This window comes from Actinacidiphila acididurans (assembly GCF_016918855.1).
Lineage (GTDB): Bacteria > Actinomycetota > Actinomycetes > Streptomycetales > Streptomycetaceae > Actinacidiphila > Actinacidiphila acididurans.
Genome location: NZ_JADKYB010000002.1, coordinates 431,766 through 457,742 on the forward strand (window position 1 = coordinate 431,766; position 25,977 = coordinate 457,742).

Genomic DNA, 25,977 nt, shown 5'->3' on the forward strand with positions numbered 1-25,977 from the left:
GCCCGCACGGTCGCGGGCCGGAGGGACAGCGATGGGTAGGACACTCGCCGAAAAAGTCTGGGACGACCATGTCGTCCGCCGCGCCGAGGGCGAGCCCGATCTCCTCTTCATCGATCTTCACCTGCTGCACGAGGTGACCAGCCCGCAGGCGTTCGACGGGCTGCGGATGAGTGGGCGCACGGTGCGCCGTACGGACCTGACCATCGCCACCGAGGACCACAACACCCCGACCCTCGACATCGACAAGCCGATCGCCGACCCGGTCTCCCGCACCCAGCTCGAGACCCTGCGCAAGAACTGCGCCGAGTTCGGGGTGCGGCTGCACCCGCTGGGCGACGTCGAGCAGGGCGTGGTGCACGTGGTCGGCCCGCAGCTCGGCCTGACCCAGCCCGGCACGACCGTGGTCTGCGGCGACTCGCACACCTCCACGCACGGCGCGTTCGGCGCCCTGGCGTTCGGCATCGGCACCTCGCAGGTCGAGCACGTCCTGGCCACCCAGACGCTGCCGCTGGCCCCGTTCCGCACCATGGCGATCACCGTCGACGGCGAACTGCCGGCCGGCGTGACCGCCAAGGACCTGATCCTGGCCGTGATCGCCCGGATCGGCACCGGTGGCGGGCAGGGCTACGTGATCGAGTACCGCGGCTCGGCGATCGAGAAGCTGTCGATGGAAGCCCGGATGACCGTGTGCAACATGTCCATCGAGGCCGGCGCCCGCGCGGGCATGATCGCCCCCGACCGGACGACGTTCGACTACCTGGAGGGCCGCCCGAACGCCCCCGTGGGCGCGGACTGGGACGCGGCGCTGGAGTACTGGAAGACGCTGCGCACCGACGACGACGCGGTCTTCGACCACGAGGTGCGCATCGACGCGAACACCCTCACCCCGTTCGTCACCTGGGGCACCAACCCCGGCCAGGGCGCGCCGCTGAGCTCCGCCGTGCCGGACCCGGCCTCCTACGCCGACCCCAGCGACCGGCTCGCGGCCGAGAAGGCGCTGGAGTACATGGGCCTGTCCGCAGGCCAGCCGCTGCGCGAGATCGCGGTGGACACCGTGTTCGTCGGTTCCTGCACCAACGGCCGGATCGAGGACCTGCGCTCGGCCGCCGCCGTGCTCAAGGGCCGCAAGGTCGCCGACGGCGTACGGATGCTGGTCGTACCCGGTTCGGTACGGGTCGCGCTGCAGGCCGTCGAGGAGGGCCTGGACAAGGTGTTCACCGCCGCCGGCGCCGAATGGCGGCACGCCGGGTGCTCGATGTGCCTGGGCATGAACCCCGACCAACTGGCGCCGGGCGAGCGCTCCGCGTCCACCTCCAACCGCAACTTCGAGGGCCGGCAGGGCAAGGGCGGGCGCACCCACCTGGTCTCCCCGCAGGTCGCCGCCGCCACCGCGGTCACCGGCACGCTGTCCGCGCCCGCCGACCTGTCCGACGTCCCGGTCCTGACGGAGGTATGAGAACCATGGAAGCCTTCACCACGCACACCGGCCGGGCCGTCCCGCTGCGCCGCGGCAACGTCGACACCGACCAGATCATCCCGGCGCACTGGCTGAAGAAGGTCACCCGCAACGGGTTCGAGGACGGCCTGTTCGAGGCCTGGCGCAAGGACGAGGGCTTCGTGCTGAACGCCCCCGAGCGCAAGGGCGCCACCGTGCTGGTGGCCGGGCCCGACTTCGGCACCGGCTCCTCGCGCGAGCACGCCGTCTGGGCGCTGCAGAACTACGGCTTCAAGACCGTGATCTCCGCCCGCTTCGCCGACATCTTCCGCGGCAACTCGCTGAAGAACGGCCTGCTCACCGTGGTGCTGCCGCAGGAGACGGTGGAAGCGCTGTGGGCGCTGACCGAGGCCGACCCGGCCGCGGAGATCACCGTGGACCTGGTGGCCCGCGAAGTGCGCGCCGAGGGCGTCACCGCGCCCTTCGAACTCGACGACAACGCCCGCTGGCGGCTGCTCGAAGGGCTCGACGACATCAGCCTGACCCTGGCCAACGAGGCGGACATCGCCGCGTACGAGGCCCGCCGGCCGTCCTTCAAGCCCAGCACGGCGCGGGTCTGACCCGCGCACCACGCCTGACCCGCACCACGCACGACCCGCAGTACGCCCGATCCGGGCCGTTGCGGCCCCTCGAAGCGCCCCCCACCCGTCCGTGGGGGGCGCTTCGGCGTTCCCGGGCCCGCGCCCGCGTACGCCCCGCCAAGGGTCCGGTGAAACCCGCCCGGAGCACCCGGTTGGCCCTGTCACTCCCGACAACTCGCCGCAGATGGCACAATCGACGCATGGAGCGCGACGGCCAACTCGACCTGTACGGGGTCGTCGCCGCACGCCTGAAGCAGGCGCACGCACGCGTTGCTCATCCCGAAGTCCCTGGTGAGACACGGCGGGAGTTGAGTCGGCGGCTGCTCGCGGTGACCGCCGCGGCGAAGCGTGATCTCGCCGACGCGGCACGGCGTCTGGACGTGTTAACGGCTGAGTTGGACGAGCTCGGAATCCCCGATCGCTGATCACGCGGAGCACCGAGTTCGTTGCGGCACAAGGGTGATTCGCCCGTTTCGTATTTGATTTGCGGTATATATCCGCCTAGCGTGCGAAATCAGCCCGTACTCATTCGCCGGGCAAGTTTCCGAAGGGGAAGACGTGAACAAGGCGCAGCTCGTAGAAGCGATTGCCGACAAGATGGGTGGGCGCCAGCCCGCCGCGGACGCGGTGGACGCGGTGCTCGACGCCATCGTCCGCGCGGTGGTCTCCGGCGACCGGGTCTCGGTGACCGGGTTCGGTTCGTTCGAGAAGGTCGAGCGTCCGGCCCGCTACGCCCGCAACCCCCAGACCGGGGAGCGCGTGCGGGTGAAGAAGACCTCCGTCCCGCGCTTCCGTGCGGGACAGGGCTTCAAGGACCTGGTCAGCGGCGTGAAGAAGCTTCCGCGCGGCGGCGAGGTGTCCGTGAAGAAGGCGCCCAAGGGCAGCCTCAGCGGCGGGGCCGCGGCCACCGCCCGGACCACCACGAAGAAGGCGGCGGCCAAGAAGGCCACCACCAAGGCGGCCGCGGCGAAGAAGACGACCGCGGCCAAGGCAGCGGCGGCGAAGAAGACCACCGCGGCCAAGAAGACCACGGCGAAGAAGGCGACGGCCAAGAAGAGCGCCGCCAAGAAAGCCCCGGCCAAGAAGGCGACCGCGAAGAAGGCCCCGGCCAAGCGGGGCTCGACGCGCACACGCACCGCAGCGAGGTGATAATCCGCCCGCACCGATGGACGCGGCCACGCGACGGGCCGGGCCCCCGCCCCAGGGGAGCCCGGCCTTCTTCATGTCCTGGCCCCGGCGTTCACGGTCCGGCACACACGATCCGGGGCCCGGCTACGGCCTCGCGTCCGCCCGTACGGCCCCGTTGCCGCCGGTACGCTCCCGCGCCCGCCCTACGCCGCCGGGTCCGGGAACGTCTGCAGCGTCACGAACACCACCCGCCGCTCCGGGCCCGAACCCTCGGTACGGATGCGCACCCGCTGGCCCGGCCGCAGCAGCCGCAGCCGGCCGGCGTCGAAGGCGGATGCGTCGAACTCCAGCGGCGTGCCGTCGTCCAGCAGCACACTGCCGCTGCGGGTCGCGGGGTCGAAGGTGAACGCGGTTGCCTGCATGCGCCCAGCTTAGGGCCGCATCGCGGGGGCGTATCGCGGCCGTACGGCCGGTCGTATCGCGGGCCGTGAGGCCGCCCGTTCAGTCCGCGATCACCAGGCCCGGCAGGGCGGCCGCGGTACGCGGCCCCACACCGAGCAGCACGGCGGCCCGCAGGTCCTCGGGGGTGTCCACGTCCTGGCGGACGGTGGGCACGGTGGGCAGGGTGATCTCGCGGGCGCCGGTGGCGAGGTGGCGGGCGCGCGAGGGGCCGCCGAAGGCGGGGGAGAGGTCGACGCCCGGCGGCGCGGCGAGCAGGGTCGTGCCCGTGCCGGCCGCGTCGGCCAGGAACGCCCGCGTCCCGGCCCCGGCCGCCGCGCGCAGCACCGCCCCCAGCTCGGCCGGCCGCAGAGCCGGCAGATCGCCGTTCAGCGCCGCGACCGGCGCGTCCCCGGCCCGCCGCCTGCTGTGCCCGGCGCCGTGCCGCAGCGCCGCGTTCAGCCCGGCGGCCGGCTCGTCCGCCACCACCAGCGCGCCCAGCGCGGCCAGCTCCGCGCCTGCGACCGGATCGTCGGTGACCACCGTCACCGCGCCCACCTCGGCGCACCCCAGCGCCGCCGCCACTGTGTCCAGCGCGAACGCCAGCGCCAGCGCGGGCCGGACCGCGCCCGCCGCCGCGGCCAGCCGGCTCTTGGCGACCGCCAGTGGCTTCAGGGGTACGACCAGCGACCATTTCCCGGTGAAGTCCTCCACTCACCCATTGTGGAAGGCGCGGCTCGCAACAGAAGGACACGGGTGCCCCCCGCGGCGGGCAGGGGTGGCGTTAACCTCTCGGTACCGCCATCCTCGGCGGCCGAACGGGCGCCGCACCGCAGGGGGCGCCGACGCAACGAAGAGGAGTCCGGGTGTCCCGCCGCAGAATCGGTTTCTGGTACCGCCTGGCGGCCGTCATCGTGAAGCCGCCGCTCATTGCGCTGATGAAGCGGGATTGGCGGGGAATGGAGCACATTCCGGCCGACGGCGGATTCCTCACGGCGGTGAACCACAACTCGTACATCGACCCGTTCGCCTATGCGCATTTCCAGTACAACACCGGCCGCGTGCCCCGCTTCCTGGCCAAGGCGTCGCTGTTCGACCCGCCGGTGGCGGGCCACTTCATGCGCAGCCTCGGGCAGATCCCGGTGGTCCGGGCCACCACCGACGCCGCCGTGGCCTTCCGGGCGGCCGTCGAGGCGGTCAACAAGGGCGAGTGCGTGGTCTTCTACCCCGAGGGCACCCTCACCCGCGACCCGGAGATGTGGCCCATGGTCGGCAAGACCGGGGTGGCCCGGGTCGCCCTGCTCACCAAGGCCCCGGTCATCCCGATCGCCCAGTGGGGCGCCAACGAGGTGCTCGCGCCCTACACCAAGAAGGCGAAGCTGTTCCCCCGCAAGACCCACCGCGTACTGGCCGGCCCGCCGGTGGACCTGAGCGCGTACTACGGCAAGGAGCCCAACGCCGAAGTGCTGCGCGAGGTCACCGAGACCATCATGACCGCTGTGAAGGACCTGCTCGCCGAAGTACGCGGCGAACCCGCCCCCGCGGGCCTGTACGACCCGCGCAAGGGCCGCCGCAGCGCCGCGCTGCCCGCCCCGGACGCCGCCGACGCCACAGAAGCCACGAACGCCGCGGCGCCCGCGACCGTACCCGCGCAGGACCAGGACGTCCCGGAGGCCGCGCCGGCCCACGACGCCCCGGACACCGGCCGGCTGGCCGGGGAAGCCGCCGGGGAGACGGCCGGGGAAGCGCAGGAGGGCGCATGACGGTCCGCTGCGCGGTCTTCGGCACCGGCTCGTGGGGCACCGCCTTCGCGACGGTGCTCGCCGACGCCGGCTGCGAGGTGGCGCTGTGGGGCCGCAGGCCCGGGATCGCCGCCGCCATCAACGCCACCCGCACCAACCCCGACTACTTCCCCGGCCTGGAACTGCCGCCCTCGGTCACCGCGACCGCGGACGCGGCCGAGGCCGCCCGGGGCGCCGAACTCGTCTTCCTCGCCGTTCCCGCCCAGTCGCTGCGCGCCAACCTGGCCGACTGGGCGCCGCTGATGCGCTCCGACGCGGTGCTGGTCAGCCTGATGAAAGGCGTCGAACTCGGCACCGCCAAGCGGATGAGCGAGGTCATCGAGGAGGTGGCAAAGGCCGGATCGGACCGCGTCGCCGTGCTGTCCGGCCCCAACCTCGCCGGGGAGATCGCCGACCGGCAGCCCGCCGCGTCCGTGGTCGCCTGCCGGGACGAGGCCGTGGCCCGCCGGATCCAGGCCGCCTGCCACACCTCGTACTTCCGCCCCTACACCAACACCGACGTGGTGGGCTGCGAACTCGGCGGCGCGGTGAAGAACGTGATCGCGCTCGCGGTCGGCATCGCCGGCGGCATGGGACTGGGCGACAACACCAAGGCGTCGCTGATCACCCGCGGCCTGGCCGAGACCACCCGGCTGGGACTGGCCATGGGCGCCGACCCGTACACCTTCGCGGGCCTGGCCGGCATGGGCGACCTGGTCGCCACCTGCTCCTCGCCGCTGTCCCGCAACAACACCTTCGGCCACAACCTCGGCCGCGGCATGAGCCTGAGCGAGACCATCGCGCACACCCGGCAGACCGCGGAAGGCGTCAAGTCCTGCGAATCGGTGGCCGACCTGGCCCGCAGGCACGGCGTCGACATGCCGATCACGGAGACCGTGGTCGACATCGTCCACAACGGGAAGCCACCCCTGGTAGCCGTCAAGGAGTTGATGTCACGCTCCGCGAAGCCGGAACGGTAAGGTCAACGCGATATGAACCACGTGCAGAAATCCGAGCGCAAGCCGCGCGTCGCCGTCGTCTTCGGCGGCCGCAGTTCCGAGCACGGCGTGTCCGTGGTGACCGCGGCCAGCGTGCTGCGTGCCATCGACCGCGACAGGTACGACGTCCTGCCCATCGGTATCACCACCGAAGGCCGCTGGGCGCTGACCGCCGACGAACCCGAGCGGATGGCGATCGAGGACCGCCGGATGCCCAGCGTCGAGCAGGTCACCGACCACGAGGGCGCCGTGGTGCTGCCCGTCGACCCCGGCAGCCGCGAGGTCGTCTACACCGAACCCGGCGCCGTGCCCAAGGCGCTCGGCGAGGTCGACGTCGTCCTGCCCCTGCTGCACGGCCCCTACGGCGAGGACGGCACCCTCCAGGGCCTGCTGGAGCTCTCCGGAGTCCCCTACGTCGGCGCGGGCGTGCTCGCGTCCGCCGTCGGCATGGACAAGGAGTACATGAAACGTATCTTCACCTCCTACGGGCTGGCCGTCGGCCCGTACACGGTGATCCGCCCCCGCGAGTGGGAGCGGGACCCGGCCGCGGTGCGGGCCCGGATCGGGGAGTTCGCCGCCGAGCACGGCTGGCCGCTGTTCGTGAAGCCCGCCCGGGCCGGCTCGTCCTTCGGGATCAGCAAGGCGGAGGGTCCCGACGCGCTGGACGCCGCCATCGAAGAGGCCCGTCGGCACGACCCCAAGGTGATCGTCGAGGCGCTGCTGCGCGGCCGCGAGATCGAGTGCGGTGTCCTGGAGTTCGAGGACGGCCCGCGCGCCTCGGTGCCCGCCGAGATCCCGCCGGTGAGCGCGCACGACTTCTACGACTTCGAGGCCAAGTACATCGACTCCGCCGAGGGCGTGGTGCCCGCGCCGCTCACCCCCGAGCAGACCGCGCGGGTGCAGGAACTGGCCGTGCAGGCCTTCGAGGCGGTCTCCTGCGAGGGCCTGGTGCGCGCCGACTTCTTCCTGCTGGACAGCGGCGAGTTCGTGATCAACGAGATCAACACCATGCCCGGCTTCACGCCGATCTCGATGTACCCGCGGATGTGGCAGGAGAGCGGGGTCGACTACCCGCAGTTGATCGACCTGCTGATCCAGGCCGCCCTGCGCCGCTCCACCGGCCTGCGCTGAACCGGGACCGGCCCCGTACCCCCGGGCCTTCGGGGGCCCATCGGGGCCGGTACTCCCGCGTGGGCTCAGATGCCCTCGGGGACGGTACGTTTCACCGCGCCCGCCAGGTCGGTCAGCGGATCGAGGTCGCCGGCCCACTTCTTGGGCAGCGTCACCTCGACGTACGCCTTGCGCAGCGTGGTGGTCAGCCGGAACTTCCCGCCCGGCTGCTGCTCGATCACCCACCCCACCCCGTCCACGCTCACCGCGTCGGCGTCGGGGTTGCGGTCGACGACCGGCTCCTGCACTCCGCAGCGCAGCACGATCGCCGGCGAGCCCCACCCCGCGGTCAGATCGGAGACCGGCTTGAGATCATGCCGGGGGAGTCCGTCCACCCGCGAGGGCAGGGCCGCGTGCAGAGCCCGGCAGTACGACGCCACCTGCGGGTCGGGTATCGGTACCGAAAGCGCTCCGTCCGCACCGGACGGATCCGCGGTGAACGCGTAGACCGCCGCCGCGGAACCCACGGCGACGGCGGACACGGCAATCAGCACGATCCGGCGATACATCATCACCGGGCGAGCATAGTCGGGGGTCGAAGAGGACTGGACGAGAGCTAGATATGGACCACGGGACAGGTAAGTGTGCGGGTGATCCCGTCCACTTGCTGGACTCTGGCCACCACCATGCGGCCGAGCTCGTCGACCGTGTCGGCCTGCGCGCGCACGATCACGTCGTACGGCCCCGTGACGTCCTCGGCCTGGATCACACCGTCGATCTTGGAGATCACCTCCGCTACTGCCGAGGCCTTGCCGACCTCGGTCTGAATCAGGATGTACGCCTGTACCACGGAACCTCCAGGGCGGCTTCGAGGATCATGTGGGAAAGGGGACGCCACGTTACCGCGTCGTCGCACGCAGCGGGGAGACCCGCGCGGGAGCCGGCACCCCCTTTTTCCACGGGTTTTCCGGGGCCCCGGCCCCACCCGACCGCACCACCCGACTGCTGGACCGACCGGCAGACCGACCGCACCTGACAGACGCAGACCGGACCGACACACACGCAGGCGAGAGCCGACGAGAGCCGAGGGGACCAAGGGATGAAGGGGACTGTGGGCGAGCTGGGGGAGTTCGGGCTCATCAGGGAGCTGACCTCCCGCCTCACCTCGACCCCCGCGGTGCAGCTCGGCCCGGGTGACGACGCGGCCGTGATCGCCGCGCCCGACCGCCGGGTCGTGGCCACCACCGACGTGCTGCTGGAGGGCCGGCACTTCCGCCGCGACTGGTCCACCGCCTACGACGTGGGCCGCAAGGCCGCCGCGCAGAACCTCGCCGACATCGCCGCCATGGGCGCGATGCCCACCGCGGTGCTGCTGGGCCTGGTCGTCCCCGCCGACCTGCCCGCCACCTGGCCGGTCGAGCTGATGGACGGCATCCGTGACGAGTGCCAGGTCGCCGGCGCGGCCGTGGTCGGCGGCGACGTGGTGCGCGGCGACACCATCACGGTCGCCGTCACCGCACTGGGGGACCTGCGCAACCGGCCGCCCGTCACCCGATCGGGAGCCCGGCCGGGCGACCTGATCGCCGTCACCGGCTGGCTCGGCTGGTCCGCGGCCGGTTACGCCGTGCTCTCCCGCGGCTTCCGCTCCCCGCGCGCCTTCGTCGAGGCCCACCGCCGGCCCGAACCCCCGTACCACGCCGGGCCCGCGGCCGCCGAACTCGGCGCCACCGCCATGACCGACATCAGCGACGGCCTGGTCGCCGACCTCGGCCATGTCGCCGCCGCCAGCCGAGCCGACATCGACCTGCGCTCGGCCGCGATAGATGTGCCCGCCCAGATGGCCGACATCGGCCAGGCCGTCGGCGTCGACCCGCTGCACTGGGTGCTCACCGGCGGCGAGGACCACGCGATCGCCGCCGCCTTCCCCCCGGACGTCAAACTGCCCGCCCGCTGGCGGGTCATCGGCGAGGTCGGTCCCGTGGCCGGCCGCACCCCCCAGGTCACCGTGGACGGCGCGCCCTGGGAGACCGCCGGCGGCTGGGACCACTTCGGCGACCGGCCGTGACCCCGCAGGCCCCGCCGGCCCGGACCCCCGCCCGGGTGCTCACGATCGCCGGCTCCGACTCGGCCGGCGGGGCCGGCATCCAGGCCGACCTGAAGACGATGCTGGCCCTCGGCGTGCACGGGATGAGCGTGGTCACCGCGGTGACCGCCCAGAACTCCCTCGGTGTGCACGGCGTCTGGGAACTGCCGCAGGAGGCGGTACGCGCCCAGTTCCGCGCGGTCGCCGACGACATCGGGGTCCAGGCCGTCAAGACCGGCATGCTCGCCTCGGCCCCGCTCGTGGCCACCGTGGCCGGCCTGCTCACCGAAGTGGACGCGCCCGTCGTGGTGGACCCCGTCGGGGTCTCCAAGCACGGTGACCGGCTGCTGGCCGAACAGGCGCTGGAGACCGTACGCACCGAGCTGCTGCCCGTCGCCACGGTCGCCACCCCCAACCTCGACGAGGTCGCCGACCTTACCGGGGTGGTCGTCGAGCACGAACGCGACCTGCCGGCCGCCGCCCGCGCGGTCCTCGCGCACGGCCCGCGCTGGGTGCTCGTCAAGGGCGGCCACCTCGGGGCCGGCAGCGACGCGGTGGACCTGCTCACCGACGGCCACCACCAGCACCGGTTCCGCGCCCCCCGGCTGCCCGTCACCCACACCCACGGCACCGGCTGCACCCTGGCCAGCGCCATCGCCTCGTACCTGGCACTGGGTCACGAGGTGCCGCGAGCGGTGGAACTCGCCAAGGACTACGTGACCGGCGCCATTGCGGCGGGTTTCCCGCTCGGCGCCGGCATCGGCCCCGTCGACCACGGCTGGCGCGGCCGGGACCCCGGACACTGAAACACCCCTGACAACGCCGGAAGCCGACCCGCCCGGGGGCGGATCGGCTTCCGGAGAGCCGCAAGGGCTGACATTCGCATGGACGCGCGGGCCGGTGAGTGACCGGACCGGCTCCGCGCGGGCGGAGCGGTACTACTCGCTCAGCGCGTCACCTTGCCGGCCTTGATGCACGAGGTGCAGACATTGAGCCGCTTCGGCGTCTTCCCGACGACCGCACGAACGCGCTGGATGTTGGGGTTCCAACGACGCGGAGTACGGCGGTGCGAGTGGGAGATGCTGTTGCCGAAGCCCGGCCCCTTGCCGCAGACATCACAGGTTGCAGCCACGGGTCACTCCAAAGACTTCAGATACACGTACGATGAAAAACCCGAGGAGACCTCGGGCAACCGGAGCAGCATACAACGCCCGCTCCCGTACCTCGAAATTACCACGACCGAACGGTGGGCGGTTCGCCCGGAGTACCCGGGGGCGCGGGGAACTGCGCGAGCAACCGGCCACCGGCCGGTGGTCCGGACACGACAGCAACAGCCCCTTCGGGCCGGTGGCGACCCGCGCCACGGATGTGGCTGAGCGCGCAGTTCCCCGCGCCCCTTCGGGGCACTCCTGGCGAGCCCCGCGGCGCAGCCGCGGCCCGGGTACTCCCGGCGAACCGCCCCGCCGCCAGGCGGGACCCGAGCCCGGGCGAAAACTCCGAGCCGGAATCGCGGCACCCTCCCGGATAGGCTCAACCACGTCAGTCAAGCAACTCCGCAGGAGGACCCTTGCCGCCCGCGCTCGACGCTTCCGCGGTCCGCACCTGGTGCCGGCTCTCGCTCAAGGCGCTGGGGCGGGCCCGCGAGGAGATCGACGCGATCAACGTCTTTCCGGTCGCGGACGGCGACACCGGGACCAACGTCTTCCTCACCGTGGAGTCCGCCGCCCAGGCGGTCGAGGCGGTCTTCGAGGCGCACGCGTCGGGCGGCTCCCGGCCCTCCCTGGCCGAGGCGTTCCGGGCGATGTCGCACGGCGCGCTGATCGGGGCCTGCGGCAACTCCGGCACGATCCTCGCGCAGCTGCTGCGCGGCATGAACGAGGCGGTGGCCGCGGCCGACGAGACCGGCCCCGTTCCGGGCAGCGACCCCGACGCCGCGCGAGCGCTGCGCCAGGCGCTCAAGGCGGCGGCCGCCTCCGCGTACGAGGCCGTCGCGCGGCCTGTCGAGGGCACCATGCTCACCGTCGCCAGGGGCGCCGCCGAGGCCGCCGAGCGGACCGCGGGCGGCCTGGGCGAGGTGGTCCGGGCCGCGCACGCCGGTGCCCGTACCGCCCTGGCCGCCACTACCGCCCAGCTCGACCCGCTGCGCCGGGCGGGTGTGGTGGACGCCGGCGGTCTCGGCCTGCTCGCCGTCCTCGCCGCGCTGTGCGAGGCCGTCACGGGCGAGGCCCCGGCCCGCCCCGGCGCCATTGCCGCGCCTTCGCCGCAGCCGGCGCCATTGCCGCGGGCGGACGCCGACACCGACGCCGTACCGGAGCCGCTCGCGCCCGCCATTGCGACGGACAGCGGCCTGCCCGAGGACCCCGGCTGCCCGGCGGACGGGGAGGCCGGCGAGGGCGGGCCCGGGTTCGAGGTGGTGTACCTGCTGGAGGCGGGGGAGGCAGCGGTCGGGGCGCTGCGGCGGCGGCTGGACCGGCTCGGGGAGTCGCTGGTGGTCGTGGGCGGCGACGGGCTGTGGCACGTCCATGTGCACGTCGACGACGTGGGCGCCGCCATTGAGGCGGGAATCGAGGCCGGGCGGCCGTACCGGATCAAGGTGACGTACTTCGGGGCGCAGGCCGCCGCGCCCGCGCCGGAGCCGGCCGTGCGGGCGGTGGTGGCGCTGGTGCCCGGCCGCGGCCTGGCCGAGCTGTGCGAGCAGGCCGGCGGGATCGTGGTCGAGGTGCGCCCGGACGAGCCGCCGGCCAGCGGCGAGATCGCCGCCGCCATCCGCCGCGCGCACGCCCGCGAGGTCGTCCTGCTGCCCAATGACGCCGACCTGCGGCCCGTCGCGGGCGCCGCCGCCGAGCAGGCCCGTACCGCCGGGGTCCGGGTCGCCCTGGTGCCCACCCGCTCCCCGGTCCAGGGCCTGGCCGCGCTCGCCGTCCACCAGCCCTCCCGCCGCTTCGACGAGGACGTGGTCGCCATGACCGCGGCGGCCGGCGCCACCCGTTACGCCGAACTGGCCGTCGCCGAGGCCGAGTCGTGGACGATGGCCGGGATCTGCCAGGCCGGCGACGTGCTCGGCATGATCGACGGCGATGTCGCCGTCATCGGCAGCAGCCTGTCGGGCACCGCCGTCGCCGTACTGGAGCGCATGCTGGCCGCCGGCGGCGAACTCGTCACCCTGGTGCTCGGCGCCGGCGCTCCGCCGGACCTGGCCGAACAGGTCGAGGCGCACGTCCGCGAGGCCCACCTGGCGGTCGACACCGTCGCCTACGAGGGCGGCGACCACACCCGCCCGCTGCTGATCGGCGTGGAGTAGCGCAGCAGCGGCCGCACGACACCGCTGCGCGCGGCCGGTCCGCGGAATGTCGGTGCCGTGCGCGACCATGGGGGCGATGACTGCGACAGCGACCAACCCCCTGGACGAACCCCTGCGCAGGCTCGTCGGCGACCGCACCGCGAAGGTCCTCGACGAGCACCTCGGGCTGCGCACCACCGGCGACCTGCTGCACCACTACCCGCGCAGGTACGCCGAGCGCGGTGAGCTGACCCGGCTCGCCGACCTGCCGGTGGACGAGTACGTCACCGTGGTCGCGCAGATCGCCAAGGCCGACAAGCGCACCTATGGCGGCGGTTCCGGAGTGCGCCTGGAAGTGCAGGTCACCGACGGCAGCGGCGCGCTGACCCTGGTCTTCTTCAACAAGTCCGCCCATGTGCACGCCCACCGCCTGATCCCGGGCCGGCGCGGCATGTTCTCCGGCAAGGTCACCGTCTTCAACCGGGTCCGCCAGCTCGCCCACCCCGACTACCAGCTCCTGGACGCCGACGAGGGCAAGGAGGCGGTGGACGCCTTCGCCGGCCGGCTGATCCCGCTCTACCCGGCCGTCAAGCAGATCACCTCGTGGCGGATCGCCCAGGCCGTCGACACCGCGCTCAACTCGCTGGAGGCCATCGACTGGCAGGGCGTCGGCGACCCGCTGCCGGAGGCGCTGCGGCACTCGCGCGGCCTGACCGGACTGCCGCAGGCACTGGAGCTGGTGCACCGGCCGCGTGCCAAGGCCGACATCGCCGCCGCCCGGACCCGGCTGAAGTGGGACGAGGCGTTCGTCCTCCAGGTCGCCCTGGCCCGCCGCCGGGCCGCGGACTCCGCGTTGTCCGCGGTGCCCAGGAAGCCCGGCCCGGACGGCCTGCTGACCGCCTTCGACGCCCGGCTGCCGTTCACCCTCACCGACGGTCAGCGCGAGGTCAGCGGCGAGATCTTCGCCGACCTGGCGCAGCCGCACCCCATGCACCGCCTGCTCCAGGGCGAGGTGGGCTCCGGCAAGACCATGGTGGCGCTGCGGGCGATGCTCGGCGTGGTGGACACCGGCGGCCAGGCCGCGATGCTCGCCCCCACCGAGGTGCTGGCCCAGCAGCACCACCGCTCGATCACCGAGATGATGGGCGACCTGGCCGAGTCCGGGATGCTCGGCGGCGCCGACACCGGCACCAAGGTGGTGCTGCTGACCGGCTCCATGGGCGCCGCCGCCCGCCGCCAGGCGCTGCTGGACCTGGTCACCGGGGAGGCCGGCATCGTGGTGGGCACCCACGCCCTGATCGAGGACAAGGTGAAGTTCCACGACCTGGGCCTGGTCGTGGTGGACGAGCAGCACCGGTTCGGCGTCGAGCAGCGCGACGCCCTGCGCGCCAAGGCCGAACGCCCCCCGCACCTGCTGGTGATGACCGCCACGCCCATTCCCCGTACGGTCGCGATGACCGTCTTCGGCGACCTGGACACCTCCGTGCTGTCCCAACTGCCCGCCGGCCGCTCGCCGATCGCCTCCCACGTCGTACCCGCCGCCGAGAAGCCGCACTTCCTGGCCCGGGCCTGGGAGCGGGTGCGCGAGGAGGTCTCCGGCGGACACCAGGCGTATGTGGTGTGTCCGCGCATCGGCGACGAGGAGGACACCAAAGCCGCCGCCAAGGCCGCGGAAAAGGCAGGCGGCGACGGCGAACGCAGGCCGCCGCTGGCCGTCCTGGACGTGGCCGGACAGCTCGCCGCCGGGCCGCTGAACGGGCTGCGGGTGGCGGTGCTGCACGGCAGGATGGCGCCCGACGCCAAGGACGAGGTGATGCGCGCCTTCGCGGCCGGCGAACTCGACGTCCTGGTGGCCACCACCGTCATCGAGGTGGGCGTCAACGTGCCGAACGCCACCGTGATGGTGATCATGGACGCCGACCGGTTCGGCGTCTCCCAGCTCCACCAGTTGCGCGGCCGGGTCGGCCGCGGCTCGGCGCCGGGCCTGTGCCTGCTGGTCTCCGAGGCGCCCGAGGCCAGCGGCGCCCGGGACCGGCTGGACGCGGTCGCCCGCACCCTGGACGGCTTCGCGCTGTCCGAGATCGACCTGGAGCAGCGCCGCGAGGGCGACGTCCTCGGCCAGGCCCAGTCCGGCGCCCGCTCCTCGCTGCGGATGCTCGCCGTCATGGACGACCGCGAGGTCATCGAGGCGGCCCGCGAGGAGGCCGTACGGATCGTGACCGCCGACCCCGAACTGACCGCCCACCCGGACCTGCGCGGCGCCCTGGACAGCCTGCTGGACGCCGAGCGGGAGGAGTTCCTGGACAAGGGATGACCAGGCGTGCCTGACCGCCCCGGCCCAGCGGTAGGGTCGGCGGCGTGAGCAGCTCATGACCCGCGTGATCGCCGGCGCCGCCGGAGGGCGGCGACTGGCCGTGCCGCCCGGGACCGGCACCAGGCCGACGTCGGACCGGGCCCGCGAAGCGCTGTTCTCCACCTGGGAGTCGCTGCTCGGCACCATGGACGGCGCCAGGGTCGCCGACCTGTACGCCGGCTCCGGCGCGGTCGGCCTCGAAGCGCTCTCCCGCGGCGCCGCCCACGTCCTGCTGGTCGAGGCCGAACCCCGGGCCGCCCGGGTGGTCCGGCAGAACATCGCCGCCCTCGGCCTGCCCGGCGCCGAACTGCACACCGCCCGCGCCGACAAGACGGTGGCCGCGCCCGCCCCGGGCGCCCCCTACGACGTGGTCTTCCTCGACCCGCCCTACGACGTCCCCGACGCCGAAGTGCGGGAGATCCTTCTCACACTCCTGGACAACCGCTGGCTGGCCGGGCGGGCGCTGGTCACCGTGGAGCGCAGGACCCGCGGCGGGGAGTTCGACTGGCCCCACGGGTTCGAGGGCTTGCGCTCCCGGCGCTACGGCGAAGCGACTCTTTGGTACGGTCGCGCCGCCCGGGTCACCCCCGGGGCATGAGCCCGCCGAGCAGAGCAGACACGAGCCCGCCATGAGCCTCACCCGGAACGCACGTACCACGAGCGAGGAGCCAGTCTTGCGCCGCGCAGTCTGTCCCGGGTCCTTCGACCCCATCACCAACGGACACCTCGACATCATCGCCCGCGCCGCCCGGCTGTACGACACCGTGCACGTCGCCGTAATGATCAACAAGTCCAAGAAGGGCCTGTTCACCATCGAGGAGCGGATCGCCCTGATCGAGGCGGTCACCGGCGACCTCGGCAACGTGAAGGTCGAGGCCTTCCACGGCCTGCTGGTGGACTTCTGCAAGCAGCGCGACATCCCGGCCATCGTCAAGGGCCTGCGAGCCGTCAGCGACTTCGACTACGAACTGCAGATGGCCCAGATGAACATCGGCCTGACCGGTGTGGAGACCCTCTTCGTCCCCACCAACCCCGCCTACAGCTTCCTGTCCTCCAGCCTCGTCAAGGAAGTCGCCCAATGGGGCGGCGACATCTCGCACTTGGTGCCGCCGCCGGTCCTGGAGGCGCTGAGCACCAAGCTCCGGCAGCAGTAGAGTCTTCGTCGTGGACGTCCAGAAGAAGCTCGACGACATCGCCGCGACCATCGCCAACGCGCGGTCCATGCCCATGTCGGCCTCGTGCGTGGTGAACCGGGCCGAGCTGCTGGCCATGCTGCAGGAGGTCTCCGCGGCACTCCCTGACTCCCTCTCGCAGGCCCAGGAACTGCTCGGCGACCGGGAGCAGATGGTCCAGGAGGCGCGCGCCGAGGCCCAGCGGATCATCGAGTCCGCGCACGCCGAGCGCGGCTCGCTGGTCTCCGACACCCAGATCGCCCGGCAGTCCCAGGACGAGGCCGAGCGGATCCTCGCCGAGGCGCGCCGCGAGGCCGACGAGATCCGGGCCGAGGCCGACGACTACGTCGACAGCAAACTGGCCAACTTCGAGGTGGTCCTCACCAAGACCATCGGCTCGGTGGACCGCGGCCGCGAGAAACTGCTCGGCCGCGACCCGTACGCCGACGACGCCCAGGGCTACGCCGCCGAGGACGACCCGGACGCCCCCGAGCGCAGCGCCGATCCCGAGACGCTGCGCCGCCGTGCCGACGAGTACGTGGACACCAAGCTCGGCGCCTTCGAGGCGGTGCTGTCCAAGACCCTGGAGGCGGTCGGCCGCGGCCGGCTCAAGCTCACCGGCCACAACCCGATCGACGACCTGGCCGCGCACATGGCCGCCCAGGACGCGGCAGGCACCGACCCCAACGGCCACCACCGGCAGAGCGACGACGAGTACCTGGCCGGGCTCGCCGCCCCCGCGGCCCCCGAGCAGGCCGACCTGTCCCGCTACGGCTACGAGCCGGCCGCGGTCGCCCCCGGCGGCACCGACCAGCAGCAGCCCGACCCCGCCTACGGCTACCAGCAGCCGTACGAGTACCCGCAGGCGCCGGAGTACGCGCCGGCCGCCTACGCCGACCCCTACGGCGGCCAGCAGGGCTACCCGCAGCAGCCCGACCCGGCCGGCTACGAGTACCAGCAGCAGGGCTACGACCAGCAGCACGACGGCCAGGACCAGCAGTACGGCGGGCAGATCCCGTACCAGCAGCAGGGCCACGGCTACGGCCAGCAGCCCGCCGCACTGGACGAGACCAGCTTCTTCGACACCGGGATGATCGACCTCAACCGGCTGCGGGAGCTGGAACAGGGCCGCTGACCGGTCTCGAGCGGCCGCGTTTGGGTGCGGGCGGGGCGTCCAGTATCCTGTCAGCTCCAGCCGTGTGAATCGCCGGCGCTTCGGCCTGCCCGCCCGCAAGGACCCGGGCCCCGGCCGTACCGATGAAAGCAGGAAGCTCTGAACACCCGCCTCGACCCGCGTGACCCGCTCGTGTTCGACACGCACGAGCTGGGCCGTCGTCCTGGTGCGATGAAGAAGGTCTCCCGCGAGGTACCGGCGCCCAAGGACTTCGGCAACGAGGTCATCGGCGTCCCGGAGGACGCGGTCCTGCGGCTGGACCTCCGCCTGGAATCGGTGATGGAGGGCGTGCTGGTCACCGGCACCGCCCAGGCACCGGTCACGGGGGAGTGCGTACGGTGTCTGGACCCGGTCGAGCGCGAGCTCGACGCGGACTTCCAGGAGATGTTCTCCTACCCCGACGCCGACACCCGGACCACCCGCAGGGGTGATGCCGGGGCCGACGCCGAGGACGATGCCGACGAAGAGACGCTGTACCTCGAGGACGACCTGTTCGACCTCGAACCCGTGCTGCGGGACGCGGTGGTGCTCGCACTGCCGCTGCAGCCGGTGTGCCGGGACGACTGCCCGGGTCTGTGCCCCCAGTGCGGGGCCCGGCTCGCCGACGACCCGGACCACCACCACGAGGCCGCCGACATCCGGTGGGCGGCTCTGCAGGAATTCCAAGCGAGCGGTGCCGGTGACCCGGACACCGACGAGAACCAGGAGAAGTAGCCGTGGCTGTTCCGAAGCGGAAGATGTCGCGCAGCAACACGCGCCACCGCCGTTCGCAGTGGAAGGCTGCGCCCGTGAGCCTGGTGGCGTGCGAGCGCTGCCACGAGCCGAAGCTCCAGCACGTCGCGTGCCCGAGCTGCGGCACCTACAACCGTCGTCAGGTCCTCGAGGTCTGATCGGCAGGTGACAGGCGCAGTGTCCACGTCCTCCAAGCCCGACGCGTCGGCGTCGCAGCAGGCACAGCAGGCCGCATCGGACAAAGCCTCGTCCCACACGCTCCTGGAAGGGCGGCTCGGCTACCAGGTCGAGCCCGCCCTTCTGGTGCGTGCGCTGACCCACCGCTCGTACGCGTACGAGAACGGCGGGCTGCCCACCAACGAGCGACTGGAGTTCCTCGGGGACTCCGTGCTCGGCCTGGTGGTCACGGACACCCTCTACCGCACCCACCCCGACCTGCCCGAGGGCCAGCTCGCCAAGCTGCGCGCGGCCGTGGTCAACTCGCGGGCCCTGGCCGGCGTCAGCCGCGGCCTGGACCTGGGTGCGTTCATCCGGCTCGGCCGGGGCGAAGAGGGCACCGGCGGCCGGGACAAGGCATCCATCCTCGCGGACACCCTGGAAGCGGTGATCGGCGCGGTCTACCTCGACCAGGGCCTCGACGCGGCCTCCGAACTCGTCCACCGTCTCTTCGACCCGCTCATCGAGGAGTCCTCCAACCTCGGCGCCGGCCTGGACTGGAAGACGTCCTTGCAGGAGCTGACGGCCACCGAGGGGCTCGGCGTCCCCGAGTACGTGGTCTCCGAGTCCGGACCCGACCACGAGAAGACCTTCAGGGCTGCCGCCCGTGTCGGCGGTGTCGAGTACGGCACCGGCACGGGCCGCAGCAAGAAGGAAGCGGAGCAGCAGGCGGCCGAGGCGGCCTGGCGCTCCATCCGGAAAACGGCCACCTCTTCCTCCGCCTGAACGTCCTCCCGGGGCTCGCCCGCACACCTCGCGCCTGACAGCGCGAGGGTTCGCCGGGCGAGCCCCTTGGAGCGCGCTCGAAGCGCACCGCATTCCGAAAGGTCAGCCTTGCCCGAACTGCCCGAGGTCGAAGTGGTCCGCAGGGGCCTGGCCCGATGGGTGTCGGGCCGGACGGTCGACGAGGTGACCGTCCTCCACAACAGGGCCGTACGAAGGCATCCGGCGGGCCCGGAGGACTTCGTCAAGCGGCTGCAGGGCGCCACGCTGGGCCCGGCCCACCGCAGGGGCAAGTACCTGTGGCTGCCGCTGACGGAGGACCTGACGCTGGCCGCGCATCTGGGCATGAGCGGCCAGTTCCTCGTCCGCCCGGCGCCGGAGCCGCCGGAGACGCACCTGCGGGTGCGGATGACGTTCACCGATTCCCAGGGCACCGAGCTGAGGTTCGTGGACCAGCGCACCTTCGGCGGCCTGTCCGTGCACGAGCCCGTCGCGGGGGACCCGGAAGGGCTGCCGTACCCGCTGGCGCACATCGCGCGGGACCCGATCGACGAGGCGTTCGACGACGACGCCTTCCACGCGGCGCTGCGCCGCAAGCGCACCACGATCAAGCGCGCCCTGCTGGACCAGTCGCTGATCAGCGGGGTCGGCAACATCTACGCCGACGAGGCGCTGTGGCGCACCAAGCTGCACTACGAGCGGCCGACCGCGTCCATGACCCGCCCGCGCACGGCGGAGCTGCTCACCCACATCCGCGAGGTGATGGGCGACGCCCTGGCCGCCGGAGGCACCAGCTTCGACAGCCTGTACGTGAACGTGAACGGCGAGTCCGGCTACTTCGACCGGTCCCTGGACGCCTACGGCCGCGAGGACCGCCCCTGCCGCCGCTGCGGCACCCCGATCCGCCGCCGCGCCTGGATGAACCGCTCCAGCTACTTCTGCCCCCGCTGCCAGCCCGCCCCGCGCGCCGCGTCGTAAGGGCGCGGGGCGTCTTCGGGCGGGTCTGCCGCAGCCGGCGTGCTCAGTAGCCGAAGTCCTGGGTCCACCACGGGCCGCCGGCGCCGAAGTGGACGCCGACGCCGAGGGTCTTGAAGTCGCAGTTCAGGATGTTCGCGCGGTGGCCGGGGCTGTTCATCCAGGCGTCCATCACCGCTTGGGCGTCGGCCTGGCCGCGGGCGATGTTCTCGCCGCCGAGGCCGGTGATGCCGAGCTTCTTGGCCCGGTCCCAGGGGGTGTTGCCGTCCGGGTCGGTGTGGTCGAAGAAGCCGCGGGCGGCCATGTCCTCGCTGAAGTTCTGGGCCAGCTCGTTCAGGGCGGAGTCGGCGGTCAGCGGGCCGCACCCGGCGGTGGCGCGCTGCTGGTTGACCAGCGAGAGGATGGTCGCCCGCGCGGCGGTGACGTCGTCCGTGGCCGCCGGACGGGTGGTCGGCGCCTGGGTGTACGGGGTGACCGGCGCGGTCGTCCGTACCGGCACGGTGGGCGCGGCAGAGGTACGGGTCGGACTCGGGGCGGTGGCCGTGGGGCTCGCGGCCTTGGTGGCGGAGGCGGTGGGGCGCGGGGCCCGGGTGGGGGTGCCGCTGGGCGCGGGCGCGGTGGGGGAGTCGGCCGTGGCCGGGCCCGTGGAAGGCGCCGGGGTGGTGGTCCCGCCCAGCGGCGAGGGTATGTCGCTGCCCGTCTGCGCCGGGACCGGGCCGTCGGCCTGGGTGCCGGTGCCGCCCGAGGTGTCACCGCCGCCGTACGGCAACTGGCCGGTGACCCCCGACAGCACTCCCGTGGAGGCGGCCACCGCGCCCACCGCCATGGCGGCGGAGGAGGCCAGCAGGACGGTGCGGACCGGATGGTGCCTGCGGTGCCCGCGATGGCCGCGGGGGCCGGGCTGCGGTGCCGCCGCCGGCTGGGCCTGACGGCTGTGCCGCCCCATGTGCCGCGCTCCTCACTGGCTCGGGTTGACGCGCAAGAGCCGTTACTCCGAACAGGTGAACACCTGCTGGGGGGCGACTGTAGCGAACGATGCCGGGGGTGTGCGGTCCTGCGACGGATTCCGTGGGGATAGCGTGTGCACATGGATGAGAATGTCCGGCTCACCGCATGGGTGCGGGGCCGGGTGCAGGGGGTGGGCTTCCGGTGGTGGACCCGCGCCGCCGCGCTGGAGATAGGGGGCCTGACCGGATACACCGGCAATCTCGGCGACGGGCGGGTACAGGTGGTCGCCGAGGGCGGGCGTACCGCCTGTGAGCACCTGCTCGACGCGCTGCGCGCCGGCGACACGCCCGGGCACGTCGCCGGAGTGACCGAAATCTGGGGCGAGCCCCGGGGCGGATACAACGGTTTCGAAATCCGCTGAGCGCAACCGGTTGCCATCCGGCGAATGCCGTGTCAGGCTGCCTCGCAGCGAGGATGATCTCGCTTTTCGCGGGTGGCCCGCGGCGCCGTTCGCGCCGTGATTCTCAAGGGCTGACCCGGCGTGCGGGCTGTGATCGTGTTGACCGTCTTCCTATTTGGTGAGACGCTGGAAGCCCCGCGCAACGTGGCTCATCACCAGGCTGGACAAGGCCACGGCACGGATACCCGCGCGGGAGCGTACCCCTCACCCACGACCCAAACCGCTCCGGTCGGTCACTCAGCGTGGAGGACCATCCATCATGGCAAAAGCGCTTCTCGGTTACGTCGGCGGTCCCGACCCGCGACTCCTCGCCGAGATGCGGAGGCTGCAGCAGCGCGTTCAGGACCTGGAATCCGAGCTTCTTCGGATGCAGGCGGAGAACGACGCGCTGACTGCTGTCGCGTCGCGTGAAGAGTCGCTGCTCCGCAACATCGACGTGACTCACGGCGAGCCCGTTCTCGCCTGACCGGTCACCCCGCCGGCCAGGTGTTTCCGGACACCGCCTGAGAATATCTGCAAGGGACGCCTTTGGCGTCCCTTCGTCGTCTCGCCCCTGCCCCTTGCCGGCCTCCCCGGTACTCGCGCCCCGCTCTTAGATGCCTAGTGCCCTGCCGATTCCTCGGTGAAACCGCAGCGCCCTAGTAGAGTCGACCGGCGTGCACCTGAAGAGCCTTACGCTGCGCGGCTTCAAATCGTTCGCCTCGGCGACGACGCTGCGCTTCGAACCCGGGATCACCTGCGTGGTCGGGCCCAATGGGTCCGGCAAGTCCAATGTGGTGGACGCGCTGTCCTGGGTCATGGGCGAGCAGGGCGCGAAGTCGCTGCGCGGCGGCAAGATGGAGGACGTCATCTTCGCCGGCACCACCGGCCGCCCCCCGCTGGGCCGGGCCGAGGTGTCGCTGACGATCGACAACTCCGACGGTGTCCTCCCGATCGACTACACCGAGGTCACCATCACGCGGATCATGTTCCGCAACGGCGGCAGCGAGTACCAGATCAACGGCGACACCTGCCGCCTGCTGGACATTCAGGAACTGCTGTCGGACTCCGGCATCGGCCGCGAGATGCATGTGATCGTCGGTCAGGGCCAGCTCGACTCCGTGCTGCACGCCGACCCGATGGGCCGCCGCGCGTTCATCGAGGAGGCGGCCGGCGTCCTGAAGCACCGCAAGCGCAAGGAAAAGGCGCTGCGCAAGCTGGATGCGATGCAGGCCAACCTCGCCCGGGTCACCGACCTCACCGGTGAACTGCGCCGCCAGCTCAAGCCGCTCGGCCGCCAGGCCCAGGTCGCCCGCCGCGCCGCCGTCATCCAGGCCGACCTGCGCGACGCCCGGCTGCGGCTGCTCGCCGACGACCTGGTCACCCTGCGCGAGGCACTGCGCGCCGAGATCGCCGACGAGGCCGCCCTCAAGGAGCGCAAGGACGCCGTCGAGGCCGAACTGACCGCAGCCCTCCAGCGCGAGGCGAAGCTGGAGGAGCAGGTCAAGGCGCTCACCCCACGCGTCAACCAGGCCCAGGCCACCTGGTACGAGCTGTCCCGGCTCGCCGAACGCGTCCGCGGCACCATCTCGCTGGCCGAGGCCCGGCAGCGCCACGCCACCAGCCAGCCCGCCGAGGAGCGGCGCGGCCGCGACCCGGAGGACATGGAGCGCGAGGCCGCCCGGATCCGGGAGCAGGAGGCCGAACTCAGCGAGGCCCTGGAAGCCGCCCAGCGCGCCCTGGACGACACCGTCGACCACCGCGCCGAGCTGGAACGACAGCTCGCCCAGGAGGAGGCCCGGCTCAGGGCCGCCGCCCGGGCCATCGCCGACCGCCGCGAAGGCCTGGCCCGGCTGGCCGGCCAGGTCAACGCCGCCCGCTCCAAGGCCGGCGCCGCCGAGTCGGAGATAGTGCGACTCACCGCGTCCCGCGACGAGGCGCGCGACCGCGCCGAATCCGCCCAGGCGCAGTACGAGGAACTGCGCGCCCAGGTGGAGGGCCTGGACGCGGACGACAGCGAACTCGACGAGCTGATCGAGACCGCCCGCGCGGAACAGGTCACCGCCGAGGAGGCGTTCAGCGCCGCCCGGGAGTCCGCCACCGCCGCCGAACGCCGCCGGGCCGCCGTCGCCGCCCGCCGCGACGCCCTCGCCCCGGCGCTGCGCCGCAAGGACGGCACCGGCGCCCTGCTCGCCCGCGCCGCCGGCCCGGACGGGGACAGCGGCGCCGGGCTCGGCGTCCTCGGCTCGGCCGCCGCCCTGCTGCGGGTCACCCCCGGCCACGAGGTCCCGATCGCCGCCGCCCTGGGCGCCGCCGCCGACGCGGTGGCCGTGTCCGGCCCGGGCGCGGCCGCCGAAGCCCTGCGGCTGCTGCGCAAGGAGGACGCCGGCCGCGCCGCGCTGCTGCTGGCCGGCGCCCCCGAACCGGCGCCTGCGTCTTTGCCGGACCTTCCCCCGGGCGCCCACTGGGCCGCCGCCCTGGTCACCGCCCCGCCGGAGCTGGCCGGCGCGGTGCACCGCCTGCTGGCCGGCACCGCCGTGGTGGCGACCCTGGAGGACGCCGAGTCCCTGGTGCTGCGGCACCCCGAAGTCACCGCCGTCACCGCCGAGGGCGACGTCCTGGCCGCGCACACCGCGGCCGGCGGCTCGGCCAAGGCGCCCAGCGTGCTGGAGGTACAAGCGCAGGTCGACGAGGCCGAGGCGGAGCTGGCCGAGTTGGAGGTGACCTGCGCCGAGCTGGCCGATCGGCAGCAGGAGGCCAAGGAGCGCCGGACGGCGGCCGGCCGCACGGTGGAGGAGCTGAGCGCCCGGCGCCGGGCCGCGGAGAAGGAGAAGTCCTCGGTCGCCCAGCAGCTGGGCCGTTACGCCGGGCAGGCCCGGGCCGCGGCGGGCGAGGCCGAGCGGGCCGCCGCCGCGGTGGGCAGGGCAGAGGAGACGGTGGCCGCGGCCCGCGAGGAACTGGAGGAGCTGTCCTTCCGGCTCGGCGAGGCCCAGGAGGAGCCCGGCGAGGAGGAGCCGGACACCTTCGCGCGCGACCGGCTCGCGGCCGACGGCGCCAACGCCCGGCAGACCGAGATGGAGGCCCGGCTCCAGGTCAGGACGCACGAGGAACGGGTGAAGGGCCTGGCCGGCCGGGCCGACGGCCTGGACCGGGCCGCGCGGGCCGAGCGCGAGAGCCGGGCCCGGGCCGAGCGGCGCCGGGCCCGGCTGGAGTACGAGGCCCAGGTCGCCGCCGCCGTGCTGGCCGGCGCCCACGCCCTGCTGTCCTGCGTCGAGGTGTCGCTGTCCCGCGCCGAGGCCGAGCGCGCCGCCGCCGAACAGGCCAGGGCCGGCCGGGAGGCCGAACTCGACCGGGAGCGGCGCCGCGGGCGCGAGCTGAAGGCCGAACTCGACCAGCTCACCGGCGACGTCCACAAGGGCGAGGTGCTGGGCGCGGAGAAGCGGCTGCGGATCGAGCAGCTGGAGGCCAAGGCGCTGGAGGAGCACGGCATGGAGCCGGCCGGCCTGGTCGCCGAGTACGGCCCGGACCAGCTCGTACCGCCGTCCCTGCCGGCCGAGGGCGAGACCCTGCCGGAGGACCCGGAGCACCCGCGCAACCAGCCGCGCCCGTACGTCCGCGCCGAGCAGGAGAAGCGGCTGCGGGCGGCGGAGAAGGCGTACGCCCAGCTCGGCAAGGTCAACCCGCTGGCCCTGGAGGAGTTCGCGGCGCTGGAGGAGCGGCACAAGTTCCTCACCGAGCAGCTGGAGGACCTGCGCAAGACCCGCGCGGACCTGCTCCAGGTGGTCAAGGACGTGGACGAGCGGGTCGAGCAGGTGTTCACCGCGGCCTTCCACGACACCGCCCGGGAGTTCGAGGGGGTCTTCTCCCGGCTGTTCCCCGGCGGCGAGGGCCGGCTGCTGCTCACCGACCCGGACAACATGCTCACCACGGGGGTCGAGGTTGAGGCCCGGCCGCCCGGGAAGAAGGTCAAGCGGCTGTCACTGCTGTCGGGCGGCGAGCGGTCGCTGACCGCGGTGGCGATGCTGGTGTCGATCTTCAAGGCCCGGCCCAGTCCGTTCTACGTGATGGACGAGGTCGAGGCGGCGCTGGACGACACGAACCTGCAACGGCTGATCCGGATCATGGAGGAACTCCAGGAGAGCTCGCAGCTCATCGTGATCACCCACCAGAAACGCACGATGGAGGTCGCCGACGCGCTCTACGGCGTGTCCATGCAGGGCGACGGCGTGTCCAAGGTGATCAGTCAGCGACTCCGCTAGCCGGTGCTGCCTTCATTTCCTGAACGCAAACTCTGCCTGAGTGCGGGTGACCGACGCCATATGCGTGCAATGGCCAATTTTTGAATTCGAAA

27 protein-coding genes are annotated in these 25,977 nt (G+C 72.8%); 21 read left to right on the forward strand and 6 right to left on the reverse strand.

The genetic code is table 11. From position 1 onward, the window contains the following. The first annotated feature begins 31 nt into the window (after nucleotides 1-31). The 4 genes from leuC to ITX44_RS04900 all read left to right on the forward strand — a co-directional run bounded on the left by leuC (nucleotide 32) and on the right by ITX44_RS04900 (nucleotide 3,225). Nucleotides 32-1,456: a 3-isopropylmalate dehydratase large subunit gene (gene leuC, locus ITX44_RS04885; protein WP_205355721.1), complete on the forward strand. Its 1,425-nt coding sequence runs from the start codon at nucleotides 32-34 to the stop codon at nucleotides 1,454-1,456. 5 nt (nucleotides 1,457-1,461) lie between these two features. Further along, complete coding sequence (gene leuD / locus ITX44_RS04890) at nucleotides 1,462-2,055, forward strand: 3-isopropylmalate dehydratase small subunit (protein WP_205355890.1); 594 nt, start codon at nucleotides 1,462-1,464, stop codon at nucleotides 2,053-2,055. A gap of 221 nt (nucleotides 2,056-2,276) precedes the next feature. Next, nucleotides 2,277-2,501 carry an SCO5555 family protein gene (locus ITX44_RS04895; protein ID WP_205355722.1) on the forward strand — a complete coding sequence of 75 codons (225 nt, stop codon included), beginning with the start codon at nucleotides 2,277-2,279 and terminating at the stop codon, nucleotides 2,499-2,501. 133 nt (nucleotides 2,502-2,634) lie between these two features. Beyond that, nucleotides 2,635-3,225: an HU family DNA-binding protein gene (locus ITX44_RS04900; RefSeq protein ID WP_205355723.1), complete on the forward strand. Its 591-nt coding sequence runs from the start codon at nucleotides 2,635-2,637 to the stop codon at nucleotides 3,223-3,225. A gap of 182 nt (nucleotides 3,226-3,407) precedes the next feature. Here the strand turns inward: ITX44_RS04900 and ITX44_RS04905 are convergent, their stop codons facing one another. After that, nucleotides 3,408-3,626 carry a hypothetical protein gene (locus tag ITX44_RS04905; protein ID WP_205355724.1) on the reverse strand — a complete coding sequence of 73 codons (219 nt, stop codon included), beginning with the start codon at nucleotides 3,624-3,626 and terminating at the stop codon, nucleotides 3,408-3,410. A 79-nt stretch (nucleotides 3,627-3,705) separates the two neighbouring features. Further along, complete coding sequence (gene cofC, locus ITX44_RS04910; RefSeq protein WP_205355725.1) at nucleotides 3,706-4,356, reverse strand: 2-phospho-L-lactate guanylyltransferase; 651 nt, start codon at nucleotides 4,354-4,356, stop codon at nucleotides 3,706-3,708. Between the two features lie 152 nt (nucleotides 4,357-4,508). On the opposite strand from cofC, the gene ITX44_RS04915 reads away from it, so the two are divergent. Genes ITX44_RS04915 through ITX44_RS04925 form a run of 3 tightly spaced genes read left to right on the forward strand, consistent with a single transcriptional unit; the run spans nucleotide 4,509 to nucleotide 7,552 of the window. Beyond that, complete coding sequence (locus ITX44_RS04915; protein ID WP_205355726.1) at nucleotides 4,509-5,405, forward strand: lysophospholipid acyltransferase family protein; 897 nt, start codon at nucleotides 4,509-4,511, stop codon at nucleotides 5,403-5,405. Then, the gene (locus ITX44_RS04920) at nucleotides 5,402-6,403 is read left to right on the forward strand and encodes an NAD(P)H-dependent glycerol-3-phosphate dehydrogenase (protein ID WP_205355727.1); all 1,002 of its coding nucleotides are present in this window, start codon (nucleotides 5,402-5,404) and stop codon (nucleotides 6,401-6,403) included. The genes ITX44_RS04915 and ITX44_RS04920 overlap by 4 nt, the downstream gene beginning before the upstream one ends. Before the next feature lie 12 nt (nucleotides 6,404-6,415). Continuing rightward, complete coding sequence (locus tag ITX44_RS04925) at nucleotides 6,416-7,552, forward strand: D-alanine--D-alanine ligase family protein (protein WP_205355728.1); 1,137 nt, start codon at nucleotides 6,416-6,418, stop codon at nucleotides 7,550-7,552. A gap of 65 nt (nucleotides 7,553-7,617) precedes the next feature. On the opposite strand, the gene ITX44_RS04930 is transcribed toward ITX44_RS04925, so the two are convergent. Both ITX44_RS04930 and ITX44_RS04935 read right to left on the reverse strand, forming a co-directional pair. Continuing rightward, complete coding sequence (locus tag ITX44_RS04930; RefSeq protein ID WP_205355891.1) at nucleotides 7,618-8,103, reverse strand: DUF3515 domain-containing protein; 486 nt, start codon at nucleotides 8,101-8,103, stop codon at nucleotides 7,618-7,620. 44 nt (nucleotides 8,104-8,147) lie between these two features. Further along, nucleotides 8,148-8,381, reverse strand: coding sequence for an Lrp/AsnC family transcriptional regulator (locus ITX44_RS04935; RefSeq protein WP_205043521.1), 234 nt, complete (start codon nucleotides 8,379-8,381; stop codon nucleotides 8,148-8,150). A gap of 249 nt (nucleotides 8,382-8,630) precedes the next feature. On the opposite strand from ITX44_RS04935, the gene ITX44_RS04940 reads away from it, so the two are divergent. Both ITX44_RS04940 and thiD read left to right on the forward strand, forming a co-directional pair. Beyond that, nucleotides 8,631-9,596, forward strand: a complete 966-nt coding sequence (locus ITX44_RS04940; protein ID WP_205355729.1) for a thiamine-phosphate kinase — start codon at nucleotides 8,631-8,633, stop codon at nucleotides 9,594-9,596. Continuing rightward, nucleotides 9,593-10,420, forward strand: coding sequence for a bifunctional hydroxymethylpyrimidine kinase/phosphomethylpyrimidine kinase (gene thiD / locus ITX44_RS04945; RefSeq protein ID WP_205355730.1), 828 nt, complete (start codon nucleotides 9,593-9,595; stop codon nucleotides 10,418-10,420). The genes ITX44_RS04940 and thiD overlap by 4 nt, the downstream gene beginning before the upstream one ends. A 140-nt stretch (nucleotides 10,421-10,560) precedes the next feature. On the opposite strand, the gene rpmB is transcribed toward thiD, so the two are convergent. After that, nucleotides 10,561-10,746: a 50S ribosomal protein L28 gene (gene rpmB, locus ITX44_RS04950; RefSeq protein ID WP_205355731.1), complete on the reverse strand. Its 186-nt coding sequence runs from the start codon at nucleotides 10,744-10,746 to the stop codon at nucleotides 10,561-10,563. Nucleotides 10,747-11,181: 435 nt separating this feature from the next. Here rpmB and ITX44_RS04955 point away from each other — a divergent pair, with 435 nt between their 5' ends. The 9 genes from ITX44_RS04955 (at nucleotide 11,182) to mutM (ending at nucleotide 20,242) form a co-directional block, all read left to right on the forward strand. Continuing rightward, a complete protein-coding gene (locus ITX44_RS04955) occupies nucleotides 11,182-12,915 on the forward strand; it encodes a DAK2 domain-containing protein (RefSeq protein ID WP_205355732.1) in 1,734 nt (577 codons plus the stop codon). A gap of 67 nt (nucleotides 12,916-12,982) precedes the next feature. Then, nucleotides 12,983-15,208, forward strand: coding sequence for an ATP-dependent DNA helicase RecG (gene recG / locus ITX44_RS04960; RefSeq protein ID WP_205355733.1), 2,226 nt, complete (start codon nucleotides 12,983-12,985; stop codon nucleotides 15,206-15,208). A 55-nt stretch (nucleotides 15,209-15,263) separates the two neighbouring features. Continuing rightward, the gene (gene rsmD / locus ITX44_RS04965; protein ID WP_205355734.1) at nucleotides 15,264-15,845 is read left to right on the forward strand and encodes a 16S rRNA (guanine(966)-N(2))-methyltransferase RsmD; all 582 of its coding nucleotides are present in this window, start codon (nucleotides 15,264-15,266) and stop codon (nucleotides 15,843-15,845) included. Nucleotides 15,846-15,921: 76 nt separating this feature from the next. Beyond that, nucleotides 15,922-16,401 (forward strand): pantetheine-phosphate adenylyltransferase, encoded by a 480-nt coding sequence (gene coaD / locus ITX44_RS04970; RefSeq protein ID WP_205355735.1) that lies wholly within the window; start codon nucleotides 15,922-15,924, stop codon nucleotides 16,399-16,401. A 10-nt stretch (nucleotides 16,402-16,411) separates the two neighbouring features. Beyond that, nucleotides 16,412-17,554 carry a F0F1 ATP synthase subunit B gene (locus ITX44_RS04975; RefSeq protein ID WP_205355736.1) on the forward strand — a complete coding sequence of 381 codons (1,143 nt, stop codon included), beginning with the start codon at nucleotides 16,412-16,414 and terminating at the stop codon, nucleotides 17,552-17,554. Between the two features lie 171 nt (nucleotides 17,555-17,725). After that, a complete protein-coding gene (locus ITX44_RS04980) occupies nucleotides 17,726-18,307 on the forward strand; it encodes a YceD family protein (RefSeq protein ID WP_307795099.1) in 582 nt (193 codons plus the stop codon). Nucleotides 18,308-18,309: 2 nt separating this feature from the next. Continuing rightward, nucleotides 18,310-18,483, forward strand: a complete 174-nt coding sequence (gene rpmF / locus ITX44_RS04985; protein WP_205355737.1) for a 50S ribosomal protein L32 — start codon at nucleotides 18,310-18,312, stop codon at nucleotides 18,481-18,483. A 7-nt stretch (nucleotides 18,484-18,490) separates the two neighbouring features. Continuing rightward, nucleotides 18,491-19,267 (forward strand): ribonuclease III, encoded by a 777-nt coding sequence (gene rnc / locus ITX44_RS04990; RefSeq protein ID WP_372440830.1) that lies wholly within the window; start codon nucleotides 18,491-18,493, stop codon nucleotides 19,265-19,267. A 108-nt stretch (nucleotides 19,268-19,375) separates the two neighbouring features. Continuing rightward, the gene (gene mutM / locus ITX44_RS04995) at nucleotides 19,376-20,242 is read left to right on the forward strand and encodes a bifunctional DNA-formamidopyrimidine glycosylase/DNA-(apurinic or apyrimidinic site) lyase (protein ID WP_205355738.1); all 867 of its coding nucleotides are present in this window, start codon (nucleotides 19,376-19,378) and stop codon (nucleotides 20,240-20,242) included. Nucleotides 20,243-20,285: 43 nt separating this feature from the next. On the opposite strand, the gene ITX44_RS05000 is transcribed toward mutM, so the two are convergent. Continuing rightward, entirely contained in the window at nucleotides 20,286-21,185 is a 900-nt protein-coding gene (locus tag ITX44_RS05000; RefSeq protein WP_205355739.1) for a CAP domain-containing protein, read from the reverse strand. Nucleotides 21,186-21,326: 141 nt separating this feature from the next. Between ITX44_RS05000 and ITX44_RS05005 the strand changes: the two genes are divergently transcribed. The 3 genes from ITX44_RS05005 to smc all read left to right on the forward strand — a co-directional run bounded on the left by ITX44_RS05005 (nucleotide 21,327) and on the right by smc (nucleotide 25,885). After that, nucleotides 21,327-21,608 (forward strand): acylphosphatase, encoded by a 282-nt coding sequence (locus ITX44_RS05005; protein WP_205355740.1) that lies wholly within the window; start codon nucleotides 21,327-21,329, stop codon nucleotides 21,606-21,608. A 298-nt stretch (nucleotides 21,609-21,906) separates the two neighbouring features. Continuing rightward, nucleotides 21,907-22,113, forward strand: coding sequence for a hypothetical protein (locus ITX44_RS05010; RefSeq protein ID WP_205355741.1), 207 nt, complete (start codon nucleotides 21,907-21,909; stop codon nucleotides 22,111-22,113). Between the two features lie 190 nt (nucleotides 22,114-22,303). Further along, nucleotides 22,304-25,885 (forward strand): chromosome segregation protein SMC, encoded by a 3,582-nt coding sequence (gene smc / locus ITX44_RS05015; protein ID WP_205355742.1) that lies wholly within the window; start codon nucleotides 22,304-22,306, stop codon nucleotides 25,883-25,885. The last annotated feature ends 92 nt before the right edge of the window (nucleotides 25,886-25,977 follow it).